The sequence below is a fragment of the Enterobacter sp. SST3 genome (genome assembly GCF_000286655.1).
Classification (GTDB): Bacteria; Pseudomonadota; Gammaproteobacteria; order Enterobacterales; family Enterobacteriaceae; genus Enterobacter; species Enterobacter roggenkampii.
This window is the reverse complement of sequence record NZ_ALNS01000004.1, coordinates 202,114-220,372: the sequence shown is the minus strand read 5'-3', so window position 1 is coordinate 220,372 and position 18,259 is coordinate 202,114. Positions and strand designations below refer to the sequence as shown.

Here is an 18,259-nt window from a genome sequence, read left to right as displayed (position 1 = left end):
TAAATTAGAACGTTACTTCCATCTTGTAATAAACGACCGTGTTATCGACGGTATTCTCTTCCAGTGAATCTGGTTTTTTTATAGGCCAGCCCGCGAGGACATACGTTGAAAAATGGCTACCGGTAGCTTTAATCCCGACAGAGCCACCCATCATGAATTGGCTATCACATACGTTGACGCCTTTAGGGCAATTATCTTTGGCAAAGCCCAGGTCATAACCTACATAGGGAATAAGCTGATAGATACCGCCGACGCCAACATCGAATGGAAACTGCAGGGTATTGGCGATCCAGCCGCCGCTATCAACCAGCAGGCTATCGTCCTTGAAGCCTCGTACGGTGAATTCATCGCCCAGCGTTAATTTTGCATCGCTAACCAGTACGTTCGGGGTGTACTGGAATCCTGCGTTGAGTTCATACACGCCACCTAAACGGCCAGACTGAAAAAGCGGACGCGTCCAGCTGGCAATGCCGTTGTACTTGACGTAATCAAGGTCAAACCCTTTAAGGTCGGCATCGTTTTTCCAGGCGGAACCAAACCAGGGAACCGCTGCCGTCACGCCCACATCGCCATAGAACCAGCCGTTCATCAGAGCGCCGACCCAGGTAGCGCCCGACGAAATCGAGGTATAGGTTTTAGAGCTGACGTCTATACGCTGGTTTTCAATGCTGTTGTTGCTATTACGTCTTTCAACTTTTGCCCACCAGCTGGTTTTACCCGTGGCGTTACGGCCGAGCATGCGGCTGACACGCAGAGAAGCACGGTCAGAATCTCCGTCAGAAGTGTAGCTGGCGTTATTGCCGGCAAGCGTTTTGTCGTAGCTGGATTTGTAATAAAGCGCGTCAAACGACCAATAACCCAGTGGGATGCTGTAACTCGTTGACCACGAATCCTGATTATCCTGGTTATTCTTCAGGTTATTCCATGAATAATAAACGTTGAAAATATCATTGATGCCGGCAATGTTTTTAGCGGTTACGCTGCCATAATACTGCTGCCAGCCGTCAGCCTTAAAGCCAGAGTTGTTAAGACCCGCGGTGACCGAAAGAGGGAATGCAGGCACGTGCAGCAGATTAAGATCGGAATAGCTGTTTATAACAGACGGTTGAATTTCAATATTGTCGTTAGGGTAAACGCTCAGCAGGTTTTCGACCATTTGATCGACATCCTGCATGTTCAGAATCTTGTCTTTCGCAAAAGGATAGGCAGTGAACATGCGCGTGCGTTCACGGAAGGACGGCGCTTGCCCGTTAACCTTAAGATCGTGTATTTTTCCCCACATCACCCGCAGAGAGAGTGTGCCCGTTTTGATATTACCGGGCTCAACACCAATCAGCGTCGTGGCATAACCACGAGAAATATAAAAATCGGTCAGTTCTTTGGCCAGTTCAAATATTTCTGTTCGACCGAGCATTTTTCCCTCATAGCGATCGATAATCGCCTGACGCTGCGGTGAGTTGTCAAACTGCGTATCATCAAGGATGACAATATGATTGACCTGAAATTTCCAGTTCGAGTCGCTGCTGGCCAGGGTTTCATCTCCGGCTTCGCGCATTTTTTTTTGTTGCTGGATTAACTGCTCGGTCCGCTTGGCTTCTTCTATTAATGCCTGGCTGGTTTGTCTTTCGAGACGATCCAGTTCCTGTTTATTTTGCTGACCAGGGAGTGCCGCCGTAGCGTGAGCCACAGGAATGAACGGCACTAATAAAAGTGCATATTTTGAAAAACGCTGAAGCACGAATCTCTCCTTGATAATTATCTTAAAGCCATGGTGTATTGAATTGCGCCGACCACCCTGCCAGCACTTAATGAGTTTTCGCGATTAACCTCGGCAGGAACGAATATCTGGGCCTGATAGTTTTTAGTTAAGCGGGATGAAACCTGGAAAGGGTATTCTTTTCCAAGAACAAGGGCCGATGAGACATAAGGGCTGGATTTTTCGTAAACCATAATCGCGAAATTTTTCGCGTAGCCTTCGCCGGTCTCGACGCCCAAAAGACCGATCATTGATGCGAATTTGGTATTGATCAGGGAAGAGAAAGTTAAGCCAACTTGTGCCTGTTCCGGGCATGTGATGGTAATAGAAAAGTCCTTTTTATCACCTTGATAATTTAGCGTGTTCTGGAATGAGGCAATACTGTAGGTCCCCAAATCGACGTTGGTCGACGAGGGATAAATGGAACATGAACGCGTATTTACTTTAATTGGCGCTGAGAAATTGATAGTAAGAATACGAAGCGCATCCTCTGGCGTGAGCAAAGGTTTGACTTTTACGTTAACCATTTCGCCGGCAGGGATCTCGGATTCTCCCTGATTAATATTACCTGTCTGCACGAACTCTACCAATACGGTGCTGTTGTCGATAGAACAGCTCGGGCTGCAGGTCACCGGAGAGCCGGAGTTACCCGGCACCCAGGTGTTCCCTGCGTTGGCTGGCCATTTCATCCGAATACCGATACCCGGAATTTCGGTTGTATAGACTTTATCTACCGATGAAGAGAGATAATTTCGGCTGTAAGCGGTGTGCCACTGCGTTTGCGTTGATTCATCACAGATATATTTGATGTTAGGTGCAGTATACGTTTTCGACCATAAGACCGTTCCAGTGGAGCCTTTATCCGCAGGGTTTAACGTAATGTCGTCTGTAATATTTAAAACCTTTTCTACGCCTTCGAGTCTGCACGCAGAGGCTTTTGCTTCAAGGGTAAACATCCATAAAACGGATAATAAAACGAGATAAAGCAGAGTAGTAATGTATTTATTCATTTTCTGTTAAAGGCCTTTGCAGATAATATCTATTGCATTAAAGGAGGCGGCTTTATTCATGTTGCGGGGTTTTCTGTTATCAGAAAGGTGATTGACTTCTGCTGAGCACGCGTTCATCACCTTATTACTATTCCATTTAATAACGATCGGCTTGCCAGGTTCAGGTAAGGTCAGCATTGCCAGGCCACCCTGTCCGACCATACCGAGCGTGGTATTGCTACCATCGGTAATGGATGCGCCGAAGGGGATCTTTTGCCCGGAGGCATGTGTGAAGCGCACAAAGGTCTGTTGCTTCTGCTGTGTTTCCATTTTGATATGCACGGCGGCACCGGCGGTTGGCACAATGCTCTTACGCGTATCCTCTACATCGACACTCATTGATGTACCTTTTGGATCAATGAAGACATCGTTGTATCTGTAAGGCGTCAGATAGCCGACAATCCCGTAGCCGTTATCTTTAATGACCGCATTTGAATCAGGGTAAACTCTTGCCCCTTCAGCGCCTTTGGCCTCTATCACGCCAATGGTGTCGCCTAACGTTGGGGTCAAATTGATACCGCCACGGTGCACAACCACGCCACCGTTCATGTTCAAACCGCCCATGAAGCTATGGAGGGACTGGCTGAACGCGACGCCGCCGGAAGCGCTATCGCCCACATAAGACAGGTTGGTACCGAAGTTGGTTTCCGGCCTGCTGGACTCGCTGAAGTAGCCGCTAAAGCCATACTGCGATCGCTCGCCGGCCGAGCCGCTGAGCGAGGTGCGGATGGTGGCCTCATCACTGTTGTAGCTAAAGTTTGCTCCCAGGCGAGCCTGTTTTTCATAACGATGGCCGAGCGGCATAGATACGCTCAGGTAGATCGTATCGTCGTGACCACCGTCTTCATTGTTGGTACGGCCAAGCGAAATGCCCCAGGTCGACGAGCCAAACCGGTTGTTGTATCCCAGCGCGTAGTTGGATTTTTCCGTGCGGCCCAGTTCATCGTTCCAGATGTTGCCGATAAAACCACTGACGTAGAAACTTCCCCAACCCGCAGGCAGCATCTGGTTGATGTTTGCTTCCAGGCGTTCACGATAGCGTTCGGGTAAATATCGGTCGTTACCATGCTCCAGCGCCTGCTTCACGCTGACGGCATCCGACAGCGAGTAGTAATTTTTACTGGAGTAGCGGTAACCCACCAGGCTGAAATTTGTCCCGGTTTCGGAAAGATTTTTAGCAAGGCTGATACGCAGGGACATGTCACACAGTGAGCCGCAGTCATCGCTCCCGGTGCTGGAGTTAAAGTTCGTATAAGAGCGGGTAACGTCCAGGCCTAATGCCCCCAGCGGGGTATTGATAGCCACACCACCCAGCAGGGCGTTGTAATCGCCATCAAACGCGGTTTGAGCGCCTACGTAACCGGTCAGATTATTAAGCAAACCGTACTGAAGCGTGCCTTCCGTCATCCACGGATCATCGGCAAGAAATGTGTTGCGGATTTCACCCGAGGAGACCGAATAGCGAAAATAGCCTTCGCGCAGCAGCTGCGGAACGCTGGAGTAGGGGACGGTAAAGGTATTGATGGTGCCATCGGTCTCTTTGACGGTGACTTCCAGATCGCCGTTGTAGCCCGTTGCATAGAGATCGCTGATGGCAAACTCGCCTGGGGGAACCACTTTTTCATAGAGGGTACTGCCGGACTGCTTGATGGTGACCGTCGCGTTGCTGTTGGCAAAACCACGAACGACAGGCGCATAGCTGCGCACGGAATCCGGCAGCATGCGATCGTCGGTGGCGAGTCTGACGCCGCGGATGGCCGTTGTATCAAACATCTCCCCGCTGGTGTTGAGATCGCCCAGCACCACTTCAGATTGCCAGGCCGCAATTCCCCGGCTGGCAAATGCCTGCAGATGATCGACCCCTTCATCCTCAATATCATTGCCGAGGTTCAGGGTGTCATAGGTTACAAAACGCCACGCACCGAGCGTCATAGCGGTTTGCAGGTTACCAAAGAGATAGTTGCTGGTTTCACCTAACTCACGGTTGCGCGTGCTTGAACCACTCAGCGCGTAGGAGGCCATGAGGGTAGGTTCACCGTCATCCCATAGTTCAGGGCTGATATAACCCTCTGGTGTATTGAGCAGCATCGCCTGCGGAACGGTGACATCCAGGCGCTCATCATCCTGGTTGTAGGTGACGGTCGCGCCGGGGATAAGCGTTTCGAGGATCAGGCAGCGGCCCGTCTTCCAGTTTTCCGGCAGTTTGCTGGTATCGACATCAAAGCGGATAATCATTTCCGGCGTCATGCAGGCATTTACGCCCTGCGTATTGTTTGCCGGAATAAATGAAATGGGCCAGGTTCCTAATTTCCGCAAGTTGCTAAATACTTCCAGTTTGTAATCACCTGGCTGGATTTTATCTACCCCGTCGAACTGGCTAAGGTCTAATCCACTGTCATAGAAATTCATAAAGCCGCGAGAAAAGTTTACCGCTTTTTTTTCTGTTTCTGCGTTAACCTGGCCTGAAATGCACAATGCCAGAATCATTATCTGGCCAAGGGTACTTTTCGCTTTTTTGAGAAGCCTGTATTTATTATGGCGTGCGGACATTTGACCTTCCGAAAGGTAGAACGTATAAAAAGTTAAAAGTTATAGGTGCGCTTAATATATGCGCCTAAATCAGTGATATAATTGTATTTAAATATGCCGCGTCCACTCACTGCGCTCACCTGCGGAAAGTGATAAACCAGCGTTCCATAAGGGACAATCATGTCACCGGGGATCTCAATGTCTTTATTGTCGGCATTCGTTAGCCACACGCTCGTCATGCTCACGTGGAAAGGCGAATTATTGGTTCCCACCACGTCGTAGCCCTTTGCCACTTTACGCAGTTCCCACTTCAGATCGTCGCCCGCCTGCATGGGATTGCCTTTCAGGCCCGCAGGGCGATAGAAAAATTTGATCATCGTGCGGAACGCCATTTTTATCTGATTCCGATCCGCCTCTTCCGGCAGTTCAGGTGGAATATCCAGCACGTTTAGCCAGAGCAGGGTTTCGCGATCTTTCGGGTATTTTCCTGCGGCTTCCTCTGTCTGGAATATACGGAAAACTTTCCCTTTCTGACCGTTTACGCGCGCAGCGGGAGGGTTGATAAAGAACGGAAGATTCTCCTTCTCCGTCCCATCGGTTTTGTCGGTGCTGGAAAGCCAGACCTGCACCAGCTCCGGGTTTTTACTGAGGTTATTTACGCGAACGGTTTGTTCACTCTCGTTTGCATTGAATGCCACACGAGTTGTTAAAATTTGTATAGTGGCGTTGGCGCAGGGGAACCACGTCAATGTCACCATTAACATTACTTTGAGAATATTACTGACCATCAGGCTCAACGTTCCTAAATGTGGCAGGGAAAGCAGTGGGATAACTCCCACTGCTCAAAGGTCTTACTGGTACTTAATGGAATAAATGACGTCAGTGGTGACTTTACCGGCCGTTGCCGCACCGCCGGTGGCAACGTACTGCGCCCAGTAGTCGAAGCGAGCGGTATTACCCGAAATGACCGCTGTTTTCGGGTTATTGTTTGCGGTATTCAAATCCAAAACAGCTTTGCTGGAATCTAACAGACCGATTTCAACTTTATCGGCACCACCCGTGGTAACGGTGTTTTTCAGGTTACCGGTCGCGGTGTTGATATTGGTGCTCTGTGCCAGTTCGAAGAATACGCTGGCGACTTTGTTGTTGGTGCAATTTGAGCCGCTCAGTTTAATGAAGAATGGCGTGTCTCCCGCGCGCTGACCCGCAGTGGCCAGCGCGGTGGTGCTGACGCTTGGCAGATGCACGGTGAAATCAGGAGAGGTGGATTCACCCTGTGCGTCACCGCCTGTAATAATACAGGTGGCGTCACTGATCGTTCCGTCAAAGGTAATTGTGCCATCTTCTGCCGCTGCTGCAGAACCCGCTCCCGCCAGAATGGTAAAAAGACCAATTTTTAAATATTTGTTCATAGATAATTCCATTTAGACATAAATTTTAATAAAGCGGCGGGATTGTAGGGAGTAAAAAAAGAGAAAACCACAGGATGAAACTAAATAAATTCCGAATTGAGACTGTCTCATGCTGTTTATGTATGTATGAATATGGTATGAGGCGTTTTTTCCTTTGAATTACAAGGGTGAAATAGATGGTGGGATGAATTAAATATTCACCTGGAAAATATATGGATTGTAAAGATTATAATATTTTTATGGCTATGGTTTTATTTGGTGAATAGGATGGGTTGTCTATATATATTGTATTTATGAGTCGCTTGAATTTAATGGAATCAGGCGCTATTCTTAGCGCCATACAGCATTACGATATGAAACGATCCCTTCCTCGTCGGGCTTAACGACGCGGAAGGGATTTTTTTCACCTTTAGCAACGATCGTCTATCTATGATACGAGGACAGGACATGAGCACTTTAGGTCATCAGTACGATAACTCTCTGGTATCTAACGCGTTTGGTTTTTTACGCCTTCCGATGAACTTCCAGCCGTACGACAGTGATGCGGACTGGGTGATCACCGGCGTGCCGTTCGACATGGCAACGTCAGGCCGTGCGGGTGGCCGCCATGGCCCGGCGGCGATCCGTCAGGTTTCCACTAACCTGGCCTGGGAGCACAACCGCTTCCCGTGGAACTTCGACATGCGCGAGCGTCTGAACGTGGTGGACTGCGGTGACCTGGTGTACGCCTTTGGCGACGCGCGTGAGATGAGCGAAAAGCTGCAGGCCCACGCCGAGAAGCTGCTGGCTGCCGGCAAGCGCATGCTCTCCTTCGGCGGCGACCACTTCGTGACCCTGCCGCTGCTGCGCGCCCACGCGAAGCACTTTGGTAAAATGGCGCTGGTGCACTTCGATGCCCACACCGACACCTACGCCAACGGCTGTGAGTTTGACCACGGCACCATGTTCTTCACCGCGCCGAATGAAGGTCTGATCGACCCGAACCACTCCGTGCAGATCGGTATTCGCACTGAATTCGACAAAGACAACGGCTTCACCGTGCTGGATGCGGGTCAGGTTAACGATCGCGGTGTTGATGACATCCTCGCGCAGGTGAAGCAGATCGTGGGTGATATGCCTGTGTATCTGACCTTCGACATCGACTGCCTGGATCCGGCATTTGCACCGGGTACCGGTACGCCGGTGATCGGCGGCCTGACCTCAGACCGTGCCATCAAGCTGGTGCGCGGCCTGAAGGATCTCAACATTGTCGGGATGGACGTGGTGGAAGTGGCGCCTGCGTATGACCAGTCCGAGATCACTGCGCTGGCCGCAGCGACCCTGGCACTGGAAATGCTCTACATCCAGGCAGCCAAAAAAGGCGAATAAGCCTCTTCTGGCGTAAAAAAACCTCTCCCTGGAGAGGTTTTTTATTGCCTTTAAAACACGTTAAACGGGTATTCCACGTAAGCGCGGATCTCGTCCCCGCCCACGTTATAATCGCTGGCGTTGCTGGAGACGCGCAGTACGGAATAGCGCAGTTTCAGTTTCAGATCCTTCGCTGGGCCATCCTGCACCTGGTACTGGATCTGATTAAACCACTCGTGCTCTTTGCCGTTGCTGGTTTCTGCGGTTTTGATGTTGTCCCCGCGCACGTAGGCGGTGGTCCAGCTCAGACCCGGCAGGCCAAGGCCACCAAAGTCCAGACCGTAGGATGCCTGCCAGGAACGTTCATCTTCGCCGTTAAAATCAGACCAGTAGGAATTTGCCAGCCAGATGGTGTTACCGCCATCACCCACGCCGCCCTGGTCGCGGTAGCCGCCGTAGTTGTAGCCGGTGCTGCCGCTGCTCTGCTGGTACGCCACTTTGAACGTGTGAATATCCCAGATGTAGCTCGCCGCCAGGCTCCAGATAGCGTTGCTGCGGCCCGTGTCGAGGCTGTCCGCATAACTCTGGTCCAGACGGGAGTTATAACCGTTGAAGTCGAGCACCAGCTGCTGCCCGGTGCTGAACGGCTGTTTGAAGTTCAGGCCCAGATATTGCTTGTTCATCACCTCTTCATTGTGAGAGGCGTAAAACGCGCCGCTGAACTGGTCGTTGAACTGGTAGCTCGCGCCGCCGAAGGAGAGGCTCTTCAGCCCGCTGTCGTGGCGGTCGTCACTTTTACGCTGCTCGTCCGTGAAATAACCGGCGTTGATTTCCAGACCATCGATCTCTTTTGAGGTCAGCATGGTGCCGGTATAGCTTTCAAACAGCAGGCGGGAGCTGTCGGCATTCACGATAGGCAATTCTGGTCGCTGATTCCCGTAGCTCAGTACGGTATTCGAGATGCGCATTTTGGCGGTTGCGCCAAACTTTGCCAGATCGGATTTTGCCCGGCCGTCGTCTTCCTGCTTAAAGAAGTCGATGCCGCCCGCGCCGCTCTTGCCGCGGCCGCCGTCCAGGCGCACGCCGTATTGAGCAATACCGTCCACACCAAAGCCAACCGGTCCTTCGGTATAGCCGGATGCAAACGTGGCGATGATCCCCTGACCCCATTCGGCTTTGTCCTGCTGGCCCTGATGATAATCACGGCTGATATACGCATTGCGTAAAAACAGGTCCAGATGGCTGTCGTCAATAAAACCCTGGCTGTCGGATTGCTGGCTTGCAGCGGCAGGTAATGCGGCAAATAAACTTAAAGCAATTAATGATAATTCTTTTTTCACGGAGGGAACGTCTCTGTCTGGATATATTAATTGAATAACTGCAGGGGGGATAATTACCGGAAAAAGTGACCTTTGCAATAATTATGTGACCAGGTGTTTCGATGTGACAGAGCAGATTTGGCGGGGCTTTCAGGGGTGTTATCGATGCGTGCTGTTAAGTTAACAATTCATGCGAAATAAAAAGGAGGCAAAACTGCCTCCTTCTGAAATTATTTAATTCCGTCTGCGGCCATACGGTCGCGAATATGCTGTGCGCGTTCTTCTGAGGCAGGGTGATCGTCAAACATGGAGCTTTGACGTCCCGCTTCCAGCTTGGCCAGTTTTTCGAAGCTGGTGGCTAAACCGGATGGATTAATGCCGCGTTTGCGCAACAGATCGTAGGAGTAGTCATCCGCTTCGGACTCCTGACGCTGGGAGAACTGAGAGTTCACCAGCTTTTCACCTACGTCGCCCAGCTGTGACTGCGACAGGCTGCCAACGATACCGCCCGCTGAGGCTGCCGCTGCGCGGATGGCATTGGTGCCCAGGGCTACCTGCATCCCTTTCTTCACGTGGCCCAGGGCAACGTGGCCCATTTCATGGCCGATAACCGCTTCCACTTCGTTGTCGGTCATCATGTCCATCAGCCCGCTGTAGACGCGGATACAGCCGTTTGCCATCGCGAAGGCGTTGACGTCTTTCGCCATGTACACCTTGTAGTTCACCGGCTGGCCGTTGATGTTATCGCCCAGCGCGGAAGCAATCTTATTCAGACGCTGCGTGTAGGTACTGTCAGACGGTGCAAGGGTGGCTTTTCCGTCCATATCTTTACAGGCCTGGTCGCTCAGCGCTTTTACCTGCGCATCGCTCAGGGAATAGGCCTGAAAGGCCTCTGCGCCTGACGTCATCAGACCGTTAGAGTCCATATTCTGACAGCCGCTCAGCAGGAGCGTTGTACCCAGGGCCAGCACTATTGCACGCATTTTCATGAGGTTGCTTCCGTACTCGTTAATCTGAATAAAATCCGAAAAGTGCACCGTCAGCGAAGCCGGTGTCGGGCTAAGTATAAGGAATATCTACAGGGCCGGGCGAGCAGATTGCGCAACATGCGAGCATGATCCAGAGATTTCTTAACAAGCAAAAGAATGCTCCATGTACATGACTTGCGGCTTGGGTTACATTGTTGGCACTTTTTTCCGGCGTAGCCCAAAACGCGCTGTCGTCAAGGGCATGGCCTTTAACAGTCCGATCTGGAGTTAAAATGTCCTCACGTAAAGAGCTTGCTAATGCTATTCGTGCGCTGAGCATGGACGCAGTACAGAAAGCCAAATCCGGCCACCCAGGGGCCCCTATGGGTATGGCTGATATCGCCGAAGTTCTGTGGCGCGATTTCCTGAACCACAACCCGCAGAACCCGTCATGGGCTGACCGCGACCGCTTCGTGCTGTCCAACGGCCACGGCTCTATGCTGATCTATAGCCTGCTGCACCTCACCGGCTACGATCTGCCTATCGAAGAGCTGAAAAACTTCCGTCAGCTGCACTCCAAAACTCCAGGTCACCCGGAAGTGGGCTACACCGCTGGCGTAGAAACCACCACCGGCCCGCTGGGTCAGGGTATTGCAAACGCTGTGGGTATGGCGATTGCTGAGAAGACCCTGGCGGCGCAGTTCAACCGTCCTGGCCACGACATCGTTGACCACTTCACCTACGCGTTCATGGGCGATGGCTGCATGATGGAAGGCATTTCTCACGAAGTGTGCTCCCTGGCAGGTACCCTGAAGCTGGGTAAACTGGTTGCGTTCTATGACGACAACGGTATCTCCATCGACGGTCACGTTGAAGGCTGGTTCACTGACGACACCGCTGCACGTTTCGAAGCCTACGGCTGGCACGTTGTGCGTGGCGTTGATGGCCACGATGCTGACTCGATTAAACGTGCAGTAGAAGAAGCGCGCGCTGTGAAGGACAAACCGTCCCTGTTGATGTGCAAAACCATCATCGGCTTCGGTTCTCCGAACAAGGCGGGTACGCACGACTCCCACGGCGCGCCGCTGGGCGACGCGGAAATCGCACTGACCCGCGAAGCGCTGGGCTGGAAATACCCTGCATTCGAAATCCCATCTGAGATCTATGCTCAGTGGGATGCAAAAGAAGTAGGCCAGGCGAAAGAAGCGGCATGGAACGAGAAGTTCGCTGCTTACGCGAAAGCCTTCCCACAGGAAGCGGCTGAATTCACCCGTCGTATGAAAGGTGACATGCCGTCTGACTTCGACGCGAAAGCGAACGAATTCATCGCTAAGCTGCAGGCGAACCCGTCTAAAATCGCGAGCCGTAAAGCGTCTCAGAATGCCATTGAAGCGTTCGGTCCTCTGCTGCCTGAATTCCTCGGCGGCTCCGCTGACCTGGCACCATCTAACCTGACCCTGTGGTCCGGTTCTAAGCCAATCAACGAAGACACTGCCGGTAACTACATCCATTACGGTGTACGTGAATTCGGTATGACTGCGATTGCCAACGGTATCTCCCTGCACGGTGGTTTCCTGCCGTACACCTCTACCTTCCTGATGTTCATTGAATATGCGCGTAACGCCGTGCGTATGGCGGCGCTAATGAAACAGCGTCAGGTGATGGTCTATACCCACGACTCCATCGGTCTGGGCGAAGACGGTCCAACTCACCAGCCGGTAGAGCAGGTGGCTTCCCTGCGCGTGACCCCGAACATGAGCACATGGCGTCCATGTGACCAGGTTGAATCCGCGGTGGCGTGGAAATACGGCGTTGAGCGTCAGGACGGTCCTACCGCGCTGATCCTCTCCCGTCAGAACCTGGCGCAGCAGGAACGTACCCCAGAGCAGCTGGCGAACATCGCGCGCGGCGGTTATGTGCTGAAAGATTGCGCGGGCCAGCCAGAGCTGATCTTCATCGCTACCGGTTCTGAAGTTGAACTGGCCGTTGCTGCATGGGAAAAACTGACTGCCGAAGGCGTGAAGGCGCGCGTGGTTTCCATGCCGTCTACCGACGCGTTCGACAAGCAGGATGCTGCTTACCGTGAATCCGTACTGCCTAAAGCGGTTTCCGCGCGTGTGGCAGTGGAAGCGGGTATCGCTGACTACTGGTTCAAATACGTGGGTCTGAACGGCGCTATCGTCGGTATGACCACCTTCGGTGAATCTGCTCCGGCAGAACTGCTGTTCGAAGAGTTCGGCTTCACCGTTGAGAACGTTGTCGCGAAGGCGAAAGAACTGCTGTAATCACCATTTTGCCCGGTGGCGCTTATGCTTACCGGGCCTACAAATGGCTCGAAAGTAGGCCGGGTAAGCGCTAGCGCGCCACCCGGCTTTTTTGTAAGCATTATTCCACCTAAAATGTGACGCAAGTCATATAGCTCGCTTATTCATCTGGACAGACATTCCTTTTATTCCCCGATTCGCTTATTCTTGCTGAAGCGTTTCAGTCGATTAAATGTTCGACAAATGACCAATCAATCGCAGTTTGTGACAGCAAGGATTCCCCTTCGGGCGTAGCTGGATTACTCTTTCAGCCACCTCAAACTCAGGGATTGCTTTGCAGGAGATCTATGACCGTACGCGTAGCGATTAACGGCTTCGGTCGCATCGGGCGTAATGTGGTTCGTGCTTTGTATGAATCCGGACGTCGGGCGGAAATGACCATGGTGGCAATCAATGAACTGGCGGATGCTGCGGGCATGGCGCATTTGTTGAAGTATGACACCAGCCACGGACGCTTTGCCTGGGATGTACGCCAGGAAAGAGATCAGCTTTTTGTGGGTGATGACGCTATTCGTGTGCTGCATGAGAACAGCATCTCCGGGCTACCCTGGCGTGAACTGGGTGTGGATGTCGTGCTTGACTGTACCGGTGTGTATGGCAATCGCGAACATGGCGAAGCGCATCTCTCTGCAGGTGCGAAAAAAGTCCTGTTTTCTCATCCCGGCAGTAACGACCTCGACGCGACCGTCGTGTTTGGCGTCAACCAGCATGAGCTGCAAGCCGAACACCGCATTGTTTCCAACGCCTCCTGTACCACCAACTGCATTATTCCGGTCATCAAACTGTTAGACGATGCGTATGGCATTGAGTCCGGCACCGTGACCACGATTCACTCCGCCATGCACGATCAACAGGTCATTGACGCTTACCACCCGGATTTACGGCGCACGCGTGCAGCGAGCCAGTCAATCATTCCGGTGGATACAAAGCTGGCTGCTGGGATTACCCGAATTTTTCCGCAGTTCAACGATCGTTTTGAGGCGATTGCCGTGCGCGTCCCGACGATCAACGTCACCGCGATCGACCTTAGCGTGACGGTGAAAAAACCGGTAAAAGCCTGTGAAGTCAACCTGTTGCTGCAAAAAGCGGCACAGGGGGCATTTCATGGTATAGTTGACTATACGGAATTACCGTTGGTCTCAGTAGATTTTAACCACGACCCGCACAGCGCCATCGTCGATGGCACGCAAACGAGGGTCAGTGGCGCACACCTTATCAAGACGCTGGTCTGGTGTGATAACGAATGGGGCTTTGCTAACCGAATGCTCGACACCACGTTAGCAATGGCTGCTCAAGGTTTCAGGTAAGGCGCATCGTGCGTCTGCAAAACTTTAAGAATCAACGAGAGGATTCACCATGTCTGTAATTAAGATGACCGATCTGGATCTGGCTGGTAAACGCGTTTTCATCCGTGCCGATCTGAACGTACCGGTTAAAGATGGCAAAGTGACCAGCGACGCGCGTATCCGTGCATCTCTGCCAACCATCGAGCTGGCTCTGAAGCAGGGCGCGAAAGTGATGGTCACCTCCCACCTGGGTCGTCCAACTGAAGGCGAGTACAACGAAGAGTTCTCTCTGCTGCCAGTGGTTAATTACCTGAAAGACAAACTGTCCAACCCGGTTCGCCTGGTGAAAGATTACCTGGACGGCGTTGACGTTGCAGCCGGTGAACTGGTTGTGCTGGAAAACGTTCGCTTCAACAAAGGCGAGAAGAAAGACGACGAAACCCTGTCTAAAAAATACGCTGCACTGTGCGACGTATTCGTGATGGATGCATTCGGTACGGCTCACCGTGCTCAGGCGTCTACCCATGGTATCGGTAAATTCGCAGACGTAGCGTGTGCCGGTCCTCTGCTGGCTGACGAACTGGAAGCGCTGGGTAAAGCACTGAAAGAGCCTGCTCGTCCGATGGTCGCTATCGTTGGTGGTTCTAAAGTTTCTACCAAACTGACCGTTCTGGATTCTCTGTCTAAAATCGCTGACCAGCTGATCGTTGGCGGTGGTATCGCGAACACCTTCGTTGCCGCTCAGGGCCACAACGTCGGTAAATCCCTGTACGAAGCAGACCTGGTTGACGAAGCCAAACGCCTGCTGGGTACCTGTGATATCCCGGTTCCAACTGACGTGCGCGTCGCGACCGAGTTCTCCGAAACCGCAACCGCGACCCTGAAATCTGTAAACGACATCAAAGACGAAGAGCAGATTCTGGACCTGGGCGACGTTTCTGCACAGAAACTGGCTGAAATCCTCAAAAACGCAAAAACTATCCTGTGGAACGGTCCTGTTGGCGTGTTCGAATTCCCGAACTTCCGCAAAGGGACTGAAATCGTGGCTAACGCAATCGCAGACAGCGAAGCGTTCTCTATCGCAGGCGGTGGTGACACCCTGGCAGCAATCGACCTGTTCGGTATCGCTGACAAGATCTCCTACATCTCCACTGGTGGCGGCGCATTCCTCGAATTCGTGGAAGGCAAAGTACTGCCAGCAGTAGCAATGCTCGAAGAGCGCGCTAAGAAGTAAGCCATTCAAGGGCAGGGAAACCTGCCCAATTTTCAGCGCGCTTTTAAGAGCTCGCACCTTTTCTAACGGCCGAAGATACAGGACTAAGCAACATGTCTAAAATTTTTGATTTCGTAAAACCTGGCGTTATCACTGGTGATGACGTACAGAAAGTGTTCCAGGTAGCTAAAGAAAACAACTTCGCTCTGCCAGCAGTTAACTGCGTGGGTACCGACTCCATCAACGCCGTACTGGAAACTGCTGCTAAAGTTAAAGCTCCAGTTATCGTTCAGTTCTCTAACGGCGGCGCTGCGTTCATCGCAGGTAAAGGCGTGAAAACTGACATTCCTCAGGGTGCTGCAATCCTGGGCGCTATCTCTGGTGCGCACCACGTTCACCAGATGGCTGAACACTACGGTGTTCCAGTTATCCTGCACACTGACCACTGCGCGAAGAAACTGCTGCCGTGGATCGACGGTCTGCTGGACGCGGGTGAAAAACACTTCGCGGCAACCGGTAAGCCACTGTTCTCTTCTCACATGATCGACCTGTCTGAAGAGTCACTGCACGAAAACATCGAAATCTGCTCTAAGTACCTTGCGCGCATGGCCAAAATGGACATGACCCTGGAAATCGAACTGGGTTGCACCGGCGGTGAAGAAGATGGCGTGGACAACAGCCACATGGACGCTTCTGCACTTTACACCCAGCCAGAAGACGTTGATTACGCTTACACCGAGCTGAGCAAAATCAGCCCACGCTTCACCATTGCAGCGTCCTTCGGTAACGTACACGGCGTTTACAAACCAGGTAACGTAGTTCTGACCCCAACCATCCTGCGTGATTCTCAGGAATACGTTTCCAAGAAACACAACCTGCCGCACAACAGCCTGAACTTCGTCTTCCACGGCGGTTCCGGTTCTTCTGCTCAGGAAATCAAAGACTCCGTAAGCTACGGCGTTGTGAAAATGAACATCGACACCGACACCCAGTGGGCAACCTGGGACGGTATCCTGCAGTACTACAAAGCGAACGAAGCTTACCTGCAGGGCCAGCTGGGCAACCCGAAAGGCGAAGACCAGCCGAACAAGAAATACTACGATCCACGCGTATGGCTGCGCGCAGCGCAGACGTCCATGGTGACCCGTCTGGAGCAGGCTTTCAAAGAACTGAACGCGATCGACGTTCTGTAATTTGAGCTGCTAACAGCATCAGAAGGCCCGCAAATGCGGGCCTTTTTTTATGCTTTTTCAATACCCTGCCAGCCCTGTTTTTGTGATCTGTTTGGCAAAGCCGGTGCTTTTTGTTTACCCTTTACTGACCTGCCTGTCTCCATGGGGGATGGATTTTGTGTTTTGGTTTAACAAAAGGAAGAATAAATGGAACAACTCGATGTTGTAGACAGCATCAATAACGCCGGTAACTGGCTGGTGCGCAACCAGGCCCTGCTGCTGAGCTATGCCGTGAACATCGTCGCGGCGATTGCCATCATCATCGTCGGGATGATCGTGGCGCGTATTGTCTCGAATACGGTTAACCGCGTAATGCTGGCCCGTCACATTGACGCCACGGTGGCAGACTTCCTCTCCGCACTGGTGCGCTACGGCATTATCGCCTTCACGCTGATTGCCGCGCTGGGCCGTGTGGGGGTGCAAACCGCCTCCGTCATTGCCGTTCTCGGCGCCGCCGGTCTGGCCATTGGTCTGGCACTGCAGGGCTCGCTTTCAAACCTGGCGGCAGGCGTGCTGCTGGTGACCTTCCGTCCGTTCCGCTCCGGCGAATACGTTGACCTTGGCGGCATTGCCGGAACCGTGCTGCAGGTACAGATTTTCTCAACGACTATGCGTACCGTCGATGGCCGCATCGTGGTCGTGCCGAACGGGAAAATTATCGCGGGCAACATTATCAACTTCTCCCGTGAGCCGGTGCGTCGTAACGAACTGATTATCAGCGTGGCATACGACTCCGATATCGATCAGGTGAAGTCGCTGATTACCAACATCATTGCTTCTGACGATCGCATTCTGAAAGACAAAGAGCAGACGGTTCGCCTGAATGAACTCGGCGCTTCCTCCATTAACTTTGTGGTGCGTATCTGGAGCAAAAGCAGCGATCTGCAAAACGTATACTGGGACGTGCTGGAACGCATTAAGCGCGACTTCGACGCCAACGGCATCAGTTTCCCGTATCCGCAGATGGACGTGAATCTTAAACGCGAGAAAGCCGCCGAGTAATCCCCCGACGTTGTAGGCCCGGTAAGCGCTAGCGCCACCGGGCTTTACCTTCATAAGCTCCGCTAATACCCAATTAATATTATCCATTTCATCTAATGTGATTCGCGCAGTATAGTCAGCTTCCAGAACAACTCTGCGAGAAAATCATCATGCTATCTTATTATTTTCAAGGGCTTGCCTTAGGTGCAGCCATGATCCTTCCCCTCGGCCCGCAAAATGCGTTCGTGATGAATCAGGGCATCCGCCGCCAGTACCATCTGATGATTGCCCTGCTGTGCGCGGTAAGTGATTTGCTGCTGATCTGTGCCGGGATTTTTGGCGGCAGCGCGCTGCTGATGCAGTCTCCGTGGCTGCTGGCGTTGGTCACCTGGGGCGGCGTGGCGTTTCTGCTCTGGTACGGATTCGGCGCGCTGAAAACGGCGATGAGCAGTAACCTCGAACTGGCGAGCGCGGAGGTCATGAAGCAGGGGCGCTGGAAGATTATCGTCACCATGCTGGCGGTGACCTGGCTTAACCCGCATGTGTATCTCGACACCTTCGTCGTGCTGGGCAGCCTGGGCGGTCAACTGGACGTTGAGCCGAAACGCTGGTTTGCGCTCGGTACGGTCAGCGCCTCTTTCCTGTGGTTCTTCGGTCTCGCCATTCTGGCGGCATGGCTGGCGCCCCGCCTGCGTACGGCCAAAGCCCAGCGCATCATTAATACCCTGGTCGGCCTGGTGATGTGGTTTATCGCTTTCCAGCTGGCGAAAGAGGGGATTCATCATGTCCAGGAATTGTTCAACTAATCCTTGTCTTATGGACAACTGAATAAGACCCGCTAAG

At 52.4% G+C, this 18,259-nt stretch carries 14 protein-coding genes; 7 read left to right on the top strand and 7 right to left on the bottom strand.

The window, feature by feature from the left end; all coding sequences use genetic code 11:
* Positions 1-4: 4 nt before the first annotated feature.
* From B498_RS18875 to B498_RS18895, 5 genes are all read right to left on the bottom strand, one after another.
* Entirely contained in the window at positions 5-1,738 is a 1,734-nt protein-coding gene (locus B498_RS18875; RefSeq protein ID WP_008499742.1) for a ShlB/FhaC/HecB family hemolysin secretion/activation protein, read from the bottom strand.
* A gap of 17 nt (positions 1,739-1,755) precedes the next feature.
* On the bottom strand, positions 1,756-2,766 hold the full coding sequence (locus B498_RS18880; protein WP_008499741.1) for a fimbrial protein: 1,011 nt from the start codon (positions 2,764-2,766) through the stop codon (positions 1,756-1,758).
* A gap of 6 nt (positions 2,767-2,772) precedes the next feature.
* Positions 2,773-5,355: a fimbria/pilus outer membrane usher protein gene (locus B498_RS18885; RefSeq protein ID WP_008499740.1), complete on the bottom strand. Its 2,583-nt coding sequence runs from the start codon at positions 5,353-5,355 to the stop codon at positions 2,773-2,775.
* A 32-nt stretch (positions 5,356-5,387) separates the two neighbouring features.
* Positions 5,388-6,092: a molecular chaperone gene (locus B498_RS18890; RefSeq protein WP_225828762.1), complete on the bottom strand. Its 705-nt coding sequence runs from the start codon at positions 6,090-6,092 to the stop codon at positions 5,388-5,390.
* A 93-nt stretch (positions 6,093-6,185) separates the two neighbouring features.
* Positions 6,186-6,746: a fimbrial protein gene (locus B498_RS18895; protein ID WP_008499738.1), complete on the bottom strand. Its 561-nt coding sequence runs from the start codon at positions 6,744-6,746 to the stop codon at positions 6,186-6,188.
* A 447-nt stretch (positions 6,747-7,193) separates the two neighbouring features.
* Between B498_RS18895 and speB the strand changes: the two genes are divergently transcribed.
* Positions 7,194-8,114, top strand: a complete 921-nt coding sequence (speB, locus tag B498_RS18900; protein ID WP_008499737.1) for an agmatinase — start codon at positions 7,194-7,196, stop codon at positions 8,112-8,114.
* 50 nt (positions 8,115-8,164) lie between these two features.
* Here the strand turns inward: speB and B498_RS18905 are convergent, their stop codons facing one another.
* Together B498_RS18905 and B498_RS18910 are read right to left on the bottom strand one after the other, a co-directional pair.
* Positions 8,165-9,433: an OprD family outer membrane porin gene (locus B498_RS18905; protein WP_008499736.1), complete on the bottom strand. Its 1,269-nt coding sequence runs from the start codon at positions 9,431-9,433 to the stop codon at positions 8,165-8,167.
* 209 nt (positions 9,434-9,642) lie between these two features.
* The gene (locus tag B498_RS18910; RefSeq protein WP_008499735.1) at positions 9,643-10,401 is read right to left on the bottom strand and encodes a M48 family metallopeptidase; all 759 of its coding nucleotides are present in this window, start codon (positions 10,399-10,401) and stop codon (positions 9,643-9,645) included.
* A 272-nt stretch (positions 10,402-10,673) separates the two neighbouring features.
* Between B498_RS18910 and tkt the strand changes: the two genes are divergently transcribed.
* From tkt to argO, 6 genes are all read left to right on the top strand, one after another.
* Positions 10,674-12,665 (top strand): transketolase, encoded by a 1,992-nt coding sequence (gene tkt / locus B498_RS18915; RefSeq protein WP_008499734.1) that lies wholly within the window; start codon positions 10,674-10,676, stop codon positions 12,663-12,665.
* A gap of 326 nt (positions 12,666-12,991) precedes the next feature.
* Positions 12,992-14,011, top strand: a complete 1,020-nt coding sequence (epd, locus tag B498_RS18920) for an erythrose-4-phosphate dehydrogenase (RefSeq protein ID WP_008499733.1) — start codon at positions 12,992-12,994, stop codon at positions 14,009-14,011.
* Between the two features lie 49 nt (positions 14,012-14,060).
* Positions 14,061-15,224, top strand: a complete 1,164-nt coding sequence (gene pgk / locus B498_RS18925) for a phosphoglycerate kinase (protein WP_008499732.1) — start codon at positions 14,061-14,063, stop codon at positions 15,222-15,224.
* A 92-nt stretch (positions 15,225-15,316) separates the two neighbouring features.
* Positions 15,317-16,396: a class II fructose-bisphosphate aldolase gene (gene fbaA / locus B498_RS18930; protein WP_008499731.1), complete on the top strand. Its 1,080-nt coding sequence runs from the start codon at positions 15,317-15,319 to the stop codon at positions 16,394-16,396.
* Positions 16,397-16,582: 186 nt separating this feature from the next.
* Positions 16,583-17,437 carry a small-conductance mechanosensitive channel MscS gene (mscS, locus tag B498_RS18935; RefSeq protein ID WP_008499730.1) on the top strand — a complete coding sequence of 285 codons (855 nt, stop codon included), beginning with the start codon at positions 16,583-16,585 and terminating at the stop codon, positions 17,435-17,437.
* Positions 17,438-17,586: 149 nt separating this feature from the next.
* Complete coding sequence (gene argO / locus B498_RS18940; RefSeq protein ID WP_021242063.1) at positions 17,587-18,222, top strand: arginine exporter ArgO; 636 nt, start codon at positions 17,587-17,589, stop codon at positions 18,220-18,222.
* Positions 18,223-18,259 lie beyond the last annotated feature (37 nt).